Here is a 9,166-nt window from a genome sequence, read left to right as displayed (position 1 = left end):
GGGGCAGGAAGGAGCCAAAAACCACACAAACCCGGCTGTCAAGAAACAACCACGCGCTGTTGAGTTCTCAAGAAACAACCGCCAACCGTCTACAAACCCACACGGGCTCTTCCCCGGATGCGGCACATCACTTCAGAGCTCTTCCGGCGCCTGCCGGCTTCGCTCTTGGCTTCTTTCTTTACTCTAGCGCCTCTCCGAGAGTGCTCGGACCATCGGCGCTGGAGTGGGAGAACCGGCCCGTCCGCGGCAGCTACCGCGTCCGTCTCGCTCGGTTCGCTTATCCAGATTACCGTGCTCTGCGGAGTGCTTCGCACATCCTCTGGACTGACCACCGTGCCCGGGCACGCCCGGAAGCCCGGCGGCGTTGGAAGACTTTATCCCACGTTCGCCCGCTTGGCGAATCGGGTTCGGCCAGGACGCATATGCCCAGGTCGAACCCGTATCCGCGGATGCGTGCCCGTCGTCGTCAGAGCTTCTCCAGCGGAGCGAACTTGACCATGAGGTCCTTCTGCCCGACCCCCGCTCCGAAGTCGACACGGGCCCGCGTCCGATCCCCGGTGCCGTCGACCGAGAGCACGGTGCCCAGCCCAAAGGAGTCGTGGTTCACCTTGTCGCCTGGCCGCAGCGCTAGCACCGGGCGCTCGGCCTTGCGGGTCGGCCGCGACGTGCGGGCAGGGGACACGGAACGGCGGAGCGCCTCCGTCGTGGACTCTGCCCGGCGCCAGGTCACGAGTTCTGCGGGAATCTCGTCCAAAAACCGCGACGGAGGGTTGTAGGCCGCGGCCCCCCAGGAGCTGCGTGTCGCAGCCCGGGTCAGGTAGAGCCGCTCCTGGGCACGGGTGATACCGACGTAGACCAGCCGCCGCTCCTCTTCCAGTGCGGACCGGTCGCCGAGCGCCCGCAGGTGCGGGAAGACCCCGTCCTCCAACCCGGTGAGGAAGACCACGGGAAACTCCAATCCTTTGGCCGAGTGGAGGGTCATGAGGGTGACGGCCCCGCCCTGGTCGTCCTCGTCAGGGAGCTGGTCGGTGTCGGCGATGAGGGAGACCTGCTCGAGGAAGTCCACCAGGGTCGGTTCCGCACCGTCGCGGCCGGTTTCCCCGTCGGCTCCTTCTGCGGCCAGCGCGGCGTCAAAAGACGATTCGAACTCGCGGGCGACGCCGACGAACTCCTCGAGGTTCTCCACGCGGCTCTCGTCCTGGATGTCCTTGGAGTTGACGAGCTCTTCCAAGTAGCCGGTGCGTTCCAGGACCGCTTCAATCGTCTCGGCCGGGCTGCGGGTGGCAGCCAGCTCCTCGAGTTCTTCGAGGAGCGCGACGAACTCTTTGATCGCTTTGAGCGAGCGGGTGGCGATTCCCGGTGCTTCGTCTGCGCGGCGCAGGGCCTGCGCGAACGTGATCCGCTCCTGTGCCGCGAACTGTTCGATGACCTGCTCGGCCCGCTCCCCGATCCCGCGTTTCGGCACGTTCAGAATGCGGCGCAGGCTCACCGAGTCCTCAGGGTTGGCCAGCACGCGGAGGTAGGCGAGGATGTCGCGGATCTCCTTGCGTTCGTAGAACCGCACCCCGCCGACGATCCGGTACGGCATGCCGGTGCGGACGAACACTTCCTCCAGTACGCGGGACTGGGCGTTGGTCCGGTAGAACACCGCGACATCGCCGGGGGTGCAGGTTCCCGCGTCGGTGAGGGCGTCGATCTCCTGGACGACGAACGTTGCCTCGTCGCGCTCATCGTCGGCGACATAGCCGACGATAGGCTCGCCCTCTCCCTGGGCGGACCACAGGTTTTTCGGGCGGCGCTCCGTGTTGTGCGCGATAACGGCGTTGGCTGCGGAGAGGATGGTCTGCGTGGACCGGTAGTTCTGCTCCAGCAGGATGGTGGTGGCCTGCGGGTAGTCGCGCTCGAACTCCAGAATGTTGCGGATCGTCGCCCCGCGGAAGGCGTAGATGGACTGGTCGGCGTCGCCCACCACGCACAATTCCGGTCCCGGGGTGGCGGGGTCGCCGTCGCCTACGAGCTCCCGGATCAGGGCGTATTGGGCGTGGTTGGTGTCCTGGTACTCGTCGACCAGCAGGTGCCGGAACCGCCGCCGGTAGTGCTCGGCGACCTCGGGGAACATCTGCAGCAGATGGACCGTGACCATGATGAGGTCGTCGAAGTCCATCGCCCCCGCCTCGTAGAGGCGCTGCTGGTAGAGCTGGTACGCCTCCGCGAGAGCGCGCTCCTGCACGGTTTCTGCCCGCCCCGCGAACGTGTCGTAGTCCACCAGTTCGTTCTTCAGGCTCGACACCTGGGCGGAGAACGACTTGGGCGGGAAGCGTTTGGGGTCCAGGTCGAGTTCGCGGCAGACCAGTTGCATCAGCCGCTGGGAGTCCGCGGAGTCGTAGATGGTGAAACTGCTGGGGTATCCCAGGCGGGCCGCCTCGCGGCGCAGGATGCGCACACAGGCCGAGTGGAAGGTCATCACCCACATGGCGCTGGCCGTGCGTTCACCGAGCAGCCGCTCGACACGCTCCTTCATCTCGGCTGCGGCTTTGTTGGTGAAGGTGATCGCGAGCACCTCGCTGGGGCGGACTCCCCGCTCGGCCAGCAGGTAGGCGATGCGGTGGGTGAGGACACGGGTCTTGCCTGACCCCGCTCCAGCGATGATCAGCAGCGGGCTGCCGTGGTGGAGCACCGCGGCGCGCTGGAGCTCGTTGAGACCTTCGAGAAGCTGCTCTTGGGAGGACACCCCACCAAGGGTAGACGCGGCGGAAGGACACCGCTGACCTCCTGCCGCGGCTAGTCTGGGCCGTTGCCCGTGGAAGCAACGGTTGTGGAGGGATTCAGTGCGGGTTTTCGTCGACTGCGACCCGGGGATTGATGACGCGCTGGCATTGGCCTACCTCGCGGCGGACCACAGGGTCGAGATCGCGGGGGTAGGGGCGGTCTACGGGAACACGGGGGTGGAGAGCACCGCGGAGAACGCGGTGCGGCTGCTGCAGCTTTTCGGACGTCCCGAGACCCCGGTTGCGGTGGGGGCGGCGCGCCCGCTCATGCAGCAGCCCCGGCTCGCCCGGCATGTCCACGGGGACAACGGGCTCGGAGGGATCGAACTGCCCGAGGCGGCGAAGCGTCCCGTGTCCGAGTCGGCAGCGGAGCTGCTTGTGCGCCTGGCCCGGTCGGCTCCCGGGGAGCTCAACGTGCTGGCGCTCGGTCCGCTCACCAACCTGGCTGTGGCGTTGGCTCTCGAACCGCGGCTGCCTGAGCTGGTGAACCGGGTCGTGGTGATGGGCGGTGCGGTCCGGTCGCCGGGCAACGTCACCCCGTGGGCCGAAGCGAACGTCAACAACGACCCTGAGGCGGCCGAGGCAGTGCTCGGCGCGGGGTTCGACCTGACTTTGGTGGCTCTCGACGTCACCATGCGAGCCTTGGCGACCGAGTCGTGGCTGGAGGAGTTGGCGGCGCTGCCGGGGGAGCGCGCCCAGTACGCGCACCGGTTCCTCGCCTACTACGTGGGCTGGTACACGTCGTTTCTGGGCCAGCGGGCGTGTCCGATGCACGACCCGCTTGCTGCAGCGGTGCTGGTGGACCCGTCGCTGGTGAAAGAGTCGGAGACCGTTCCCGTGCTGGTGGAGCTGGCCGGTGCGCACACACGCGGCATGACCATCGCGGATCTGCGTCCCCGCCGCGAGGAGACCTCGCGGCCTGCGGTGGTGCTGCCCACCGAGGTGGACGTGCCCAAGTTCCTCTCCCGGATGCTGCGCGCGCTGGCCTGAGCGGGTTAGACGAGTTTGCGGGCCGTAGCCCAGCGGCTCAGTTCGTGCCGGTTGGACAACTGGAGTTTGCGCAAGACCGAGGAGACGTGGGTCTCCACGGTCTTCACCGAGATGAACAGTTCGCGGGCGACCTCCTTGTAGGCGTAGCCGCGGGCGATCAACCGGAGCACTTCGCGTTCCCGCTGGGTGAGGCGGTCGAGTTCCGGGTCGACGGGGGGTGCGTCGGTGGCCGCGAACGCGTCGAGGACGAATCCCGCGAGACGTGGGGAGAACACGGCGTCACCGTCGGCCACCCGCACAATCGCGTCGGCGAGCTCCGTGCCGGAGATGGTTTTCGTGACGTAGCCGCGGGCGCCGGCGCGGATCACTCCGATGACGTCCTCGGCAGCGTCGGAGACCGACAGGGCGAGGAACCGGATCTCAGGGTGTTTCGGCAGGATCCGGCGGAGCACCTCGATTCCTCCGCCGCCGGGCAGGTGGACGTCGAGCAGGACCAGGTCGGGACGCTGTTCGCTGATGACGCGGACCGCCTCGTCGACGTCTCCGGCTTCGCCGACTACGTCGACGGTGTCGCCGAGTTCGCCCCGCACTCCACTGCGGAACAGGTGGTGGTCGTCGACGATGACGATCCTCGGGATACGGCCACTGGCGAAGGTGTTCTCTTCTCCCACATCGTGGGACTCTACCTGGCTGTACCATCCCCGCAAAGACGGCGTCCTCCTTCGGACACGGGCTGCTGGGACTGGAGTGTCGTCTGGGTCGCGCTAGGTCTCCCCAGACGGGGACGGGCGGGGCATGCGTAGTTGGACTTCGGTCCCTTCCCCGGGTGCGGTGCGGATTCGGGCGTGCCCGCCGTGGCGTTCCATCCGGCCGATAATCGAGCCGCGGACGCCCATGCGGTCGGCTGGTACCGCGTCCAGGTCGAATCCGGGGCCGCGGTCGCGGATGAAGACGAGGACTTCGTCCGGTTCCACTTCGCAGAACACGGAGATGGTGTCCACTCCCGCGTACTTGGACGCGTTCACCATGGCTTCCCGGGCGGCTTGCAGGGTGGCACGCAGCCCGTCGTTGAGGGGGCAGTCGCCCACGCAGACCACTTCGATGGGGACCCCGTGGACCTCTTCCACCTCGGCGGCCACTCCTTCCAGCGCGGGGGAGAGAGTGAGATCCACGTCGGTCCGGCGCTGGTAGAGCCAGTTGCGGAGGGCCCGTTCCTGGACTCGAGCCAGCCGCTGCACTTCGCGCGGGTCGTCGGCGCGGCGCTGAATGAGGGTGAGGGTGTGCAGCACCGAGTCGTGGATGTGCGCGGCGAGTTCAGCGCGTTCCTGGCTGCGGATGCGTTCTCGGCGTTCCCGGTCGCGTTCCCGCACCAGGCCAATGATCCAGGGGGCGACAATCAGCCCGATCCCGGCAAGCAGGGTGAGCGCGAACGTGAGTCCGGCGCGTGCTTCGTGGAGCTGCTGCTGGAAGGCGAGGAACCCGATCACGCCGACGATGACGAGCAGGACGCCCAGGCCGGTGCGGATCCACGCTTTGCCGCGCAGCGTGGTGGAGGCGACCCACTCGTCGCGTTCCGCGGGGTTGGCCTGCTGCCACAGGATGGTGCCGCCGAGAGCACCGAAGACCAGGAACCACAGCAGCGGGTCCAGGACACCGCCGAAGAACAGGAAGAGCATGCCCAGTCCGGCGGCCAGGGCGATGTAGGCCAGGATCTGGCTGATGTCGCGGCCTTTGCGGCGGGTGCGCTCCTCCGGGTCGGCTGTCGTGTCCTCTTCCGCCTCCGGGTCGGGGGGGACGAGCAGGAGCAGGACGAGGTAGACCGCGACCCCGATACCGCCGACGGCGAGAGCGAGCAGCGCCAGCCGCGCCACGACCGGGTCGATGCCGAGGTGGCGGGCTAGTCCGGAGCAGACTCCGCCTAGCAGCCGGTCGTCCGTGCTGCGGTACAACTGCGGTGGCTCTTCTCGCGTCGCGGTCACCGTCTCCTCGCATTCGTCTGCCTGGTACCAGCATGCCTGCCGGGCTGCGCGGTCTGCATCGGGGGAACTCCCCGGTCCCCCGGGACCCGAGTTCAGGGTGAGGTCAGGGAACTCCCTGATGGGAAGCGGGAACACCACGGGAGAGCATGGAGCCATGGTGGACGGCGAGCAGAACAGTGCGGCGCGGGCAGCGGAGCCCGCCGCCGCGGAGACGTCCGCTCCGACCAGCGCCGCTGAGCGCGCCCTGTGCCGGGACGATGTCGCCGCCGTGCTTACCGGGGTGGCGGCTGGTTTGGGGCGTTATACGCGGATCGACCCGGTGGTGTGGCGCACGGCGTTCGCGGTCACCGCGCTGGGCGGGGGGACCGGGGTGTGGCTGTACGCCTTTGCGTGGCTGCTGATGCGGGATGCGCGCGGCGGCCCCGCCATGGCGGAGCAGTTGTTCAGCCGGAGGCTGACCGGGGATGCTGTCCTTGCCCTCCTCGGCTGCGGTCTGGCGGTGGGGACAGCTTTCACCCTGTTCGGCGGGTTCAGTTGGACGACGCTGGTCCTGGCGGTGCCGCTGGTGCTGGGCTGCCTGGTCGCGCACAACCGCGGAGTGGATCTGGCCCACACCCTCCGGCAGTTGCCGGAATGGTTGAAGAAGCAGGATCCCCCGCCGAGCGTGGCTGCTCCTAGCCCTGCCCCTGCCTACTACCATCCGGGCCAGTCGTGGACTGCGGCCTCGGACGGCCCCGTCGACTTGGCTGTCCTCGCGCGGCAGGCCACCGAGCCCGAGGCCGGCCAGAAAACGACGGCCCGTCACGAGGCTGCTGCGGGCATCGCAGAGCTGCGGCCGCAGGAGCGGAACGGGGCCTGCTCCTCGTCCCGGCGCGGCGGGGTAGGGCTGTTCGCTCTCGTGGTCTGGGGTGCGCTGGCCTTGACCGGGGTAATGTTCGTCTTCGGTGGGGTGTCGGTGGATGCCCTGCTGGGGCCGCAGACTGCCCCGCTCTACCTGGGAGGGATTGTCACGTTGTGCGGGGCGGTCCTCATCCTGGGCGCGTGGGTGGGGAATCCGCGCGGCATCGTCCCGGTCGCCACCCTAGCGACCGTGCTGGCGGTGGGTGCCACGGCAACCGATGTGACCGAAGCGCGGTTCGGCTCGGTCACCTGGCGGCCGACCGCGGTCGCCGAGATACGGGAGCCGTTCGAGTTGACTGCCGGTCAGGCCCGTCTCGACCTGACCAGGCTTCCCGTGGAGCCGGGCCAGGAGGTGACGGTGCGGGCGCGGGTCGGTCTCGGATCGGTGGAGGTCATCGTGCCGGACACGGTGCGGACCGTGGTCCGCGGTCAGGCCGGGATCGGTTGGGTCACGCTCGGCGACCAGATGTTCGAAGCGGGTCTCAGGGTGGATGTCCACGAAGTCGTTCCCCCGCGCTCGGGCCCGGGCAGTAACGAAGGCGAGGACGCTGCGGCGGAGGTGCCGACGCTGAACCTCATCGTGGATTCCTGCGCGGGCAATCTGGAGGTGTCGCATGTCACGGCGTAGCACCGACTGGGCCTCGCTGGTCGCAGGGCTGCTGTTCGTGCTGCTAGGGCTGGCGTTCGTGGTCAGTGGCACGACCGCGTGGGACTTCAACGTGCTGTGGCTGCTTCCGGTGCTTGCCCTCGGTTTGGGAGTGGTCGGCATCGTGCGTGTGCTGCTGCGGTCACGCCACTCAGAGCACCGGCGTTCCTCGTGAAACCCTGGGTCAGGCAAATTTTCTGTCTGCCGCGCGGAAAAACCTCGTATGGCGGCTCCGCGTGCTGACCGCCGCTGGAACCCCTCGTCTAGGGTCGTTGCGCACTGTGACGTGACGGACACACTGGCGCGTGCGTGAAGCCGGGGACTACGGGTTTCCCCGGCGGGGAGGGGGAGGTCCGTTTGCCTGGCATCGGTGTCACTGTGGACGGCACGCGGTACGAGGACGAGGTTGACGCGTGTCTTCCCCTCTCCCAGTACCTGCGGGAACGGAAAAGCGGCGGTATTCCCGTGGACTGCCCGACCGCCGAGTGCGGGGCGTGCCTCGTGCTGGTGGACGGGGTGGCCGTCAAAAGCTGTCTGATGCTGGCGGTCCAGACGGACGGGTGCACGGTCACCACGGTCGACGGGTTGGCGGACGACGCTACCGCGCACTCTCTCCAGAAAGCGTTCCGGCGGCATGTGCGGCGGTGCACCCGGTGTCGGCCCGGGCTGGTGGTTGCGGCAGTGGAATTGCTGCGGGGCTGCTCTTCCCCTTCGGAGCAGGAGATCCACGAGGGACTGTCGGGGGTCCGGTGCCCCTGCGGCAGTGACGCCGACATCGTGCGCGCGGTGTGCGAGGCGGCGGACGCAGTGCAGGACGCGGACACACAGCTCCCCGAGACGCGGGTGGTCGGATGAGCGGAGACAACGGCGTACTGCCCCCGGGATGCGAGTACGCGCGGGCGCACAGCATCGCGGAAGCGGTGCAGATCCTGGGTGAGAGCCTAGAAGGGCGGGTGCTGGCGGGCGGTCAAAGCCTGGTGCCGCTGCTGCGGTCGCACCAGGTCTGCCCTGATGTGCTCGTGGACCTGGGTGGGGTCGCGGAGCTGCGCGGGGTGCGGGACGAAGGGGACTCGCTGTGGATCGGGGCGCTCACCACCTACCACGAGGTGGCGAGCCATCCGCTGGTGCGGTCCCATGCCCCGTTGCTGGCCAGGGTTGCGGGGGTGATCGCCGACCCGGCGGTGCGCCACCGCGGCACGGTGGGCGGGGCGTTGGCATACGCCGACCCGGCGTTCGAGCTGCCTACTGCGGCAGTGGCGTTGGGGGCGGAATGCCGGATCACCGGTCCTGCCGGGGAACGCGGGGTTCCCGCGGCGCACTTCTTCGTAGCGAAGCGGACCACTGCGATAGGCCCCGACGAGCTGGTGACCGGTATCCGAGTGCCCAAGTGGCCGGGCTGGTCGTTCCACTACGAGCGGTTTCCCACCGACCGGCGGTCGTGGGCGATCGGCGGGGCCGCGGCAGGGGTGCGCCGCGGCGACGGGGTGATCGCTGCGGCCCGCGTGGTGCTCGGCAATGTGGGGCCTACGCCGTTGCGGGCTGCCACCGTGGAGGCGGCGTGCATCGGTCTTCCGAGCCGGGCTGCCCTGCTGCGCGCGGCAGCGCGGGCCGTTGACGAGGTCCTCCCGTCGGACAGTGCCAGCGGCGACGTGGAGCACCGGGGTCTGGCCCGGGTGTTGACGGGTCGGGCGCTGATCACCGCGGCAGGGGTGTGACCTCGCGGTACGCGGAGACCCGGCCCGCTTATCCGAAGGAAAGGCTACTGTTCCACGACGGTTCAGTGAGATTCCGGCTGCGCCCTCGCTTGCTGAGCCGCGGTTCGGGGGACGATGGTGCATGCAACCCGTGGGAGTCAGGGAGTCTCCTCCCCTGGTGTTTGGAGT

At 68.6% G+C, this 9,166-nt stretch carries 8 protein-coding genes; 5 read left to right on the top strand and 3 right to left on the bottom strand.

Annotated elements, in window-relative coordinates:
- Positions 1-466: 466 nt before the first annotated feature.
- The gene (gene pcrA / locus CW348_RS01190; protein WP_011293003.1) at positions 467-2,731 is read right to left on the bottom strand and encodes a DNA helicase PcrA; all 2,265 of its coding nucleotides are present in this window, start codon (positions 2,729-2,731) and stop codon (positions 467-469) included.
- A gap of 97 nt (positions 2,732-2,828) precedes the next feature.
- On the opposite strand from pcrA, the gene CW348_RS01185 reads away from it, so the two are divergent.
- Entirely contained in the window at positions 2,829-3,758 is a 930-nt protein-coding gene (locus tag CW348_RS01185) for a nucleoside hydrolase (RefSeq protein WP_011293004.1), read from the top strand.
- Positions 3,759-3,763: 5 nt separating this feature from the next.
- On the opposite strand, the gene CW348_RS01180 is transcribed toward CW348_RS01185, so the two are convergent.
- Together CW348_RS01180 and CW348_RS01175 are read right to left on the bottom strand one after the other, a co-directional pair.
- Positions 3,764-4,429 carry a response regulator transcription factor gene (locus tag CW348_RS01180; protein WP_041428250.1) on the bottom strand — a complete coding sequence of 222 codons (666 nt, stop codon included), beginning with the start codon at positions 4,427-4,429 and terminating at the stop codon, positions 3,764-3,766.
- Positions 4,430-4,522: 93 nt separating this feature from the next.
- Positions 4,523-5,707, bottom strand: a complete 1,185-nt coding sequence (locus CW348_RS01175; protein ID WP_011293006.1) for an ATP-binding protein — start codon at positions 5,705-5,707, stop codon at positions 4,523-4,525.
- A gap of 148 nt (positions 5,708-5,855) precedes the next feature.
- On the opposite strand from CW348_RS01175, the gene CW348_RS01170 reads away from it, so the two are divergent.
- The 4 genes from CW348_RS01170 (at position 5,856) to CW348_RS01155 (ending at position 8,998) form a co-directional block, all read left to right on the top strand.
- Complete coding sequence (locus tag CW348_RS01170; protein ID WP_011293007.1) at positions 5,856-7,265, top strand: PspC domain-containing protein; 1,410 nt, start codon at positions 5,856-5,858, stop codon at positions 7,263-7,265.
- Positions 7,252-7,458, top strand: coding sequence for a hypothetical protein (locus tag CW348_RS01165; protein WP_011293008.1), 207 nt, complete (start codon positions 7,252-7,254; stop codon positions 7,456-7,458). The genes CW348_RS01170 and CW348_RS01165 overlap by 14 nt, the downstream gene beginning before the upstream one ends.
- A gap of 182 nt (positions 7,459-7,640) precedes the next feature.
- Positions 7,641-8,138 carry a (2Fe-2S)-binding protein gene (locus CW348_RS01160; protein WP_011293009.1) on the top strand — a complete coding sequence of 166 codons (498 nt, stop codon included), beginning with the start codon at positions 7,641-7,643 and terminating at the stop codon, positions 8,136-8,138.
- On the top strand, positions 8,135-8,998 hold the full coding sequence (locus CW348_RS01155) for a xanthine dehydrogenase family protein subunit M (protein ID WP_011293010.1): 864 nt from the start codon (positions 8,135-8,137) through the stop codon (positions 8,996-8,998). The genes CW348_RS01160 and CW348_RS01155 overlap by 4 nt, the downstream gene beginning before the upstream one ends.
- Positions 8,999-9,166 lie beyond the last annotated feature (168 nt).

Source organism: Thermobifida sp. (assembly GCF_017577275.1).
GTDB classification, from domain to species: Bacteria; Actinomycetota; Actinomycetes; order Streptosporangiales; family Streptosporangiaceae; genus Thermobifida; species Thermobifida fusca.
The sequence above is the reverse complement of the archived record's forward strand: the minus strand, read 5'-3'. Positions and strand labels throughout refer to the sequence as shown.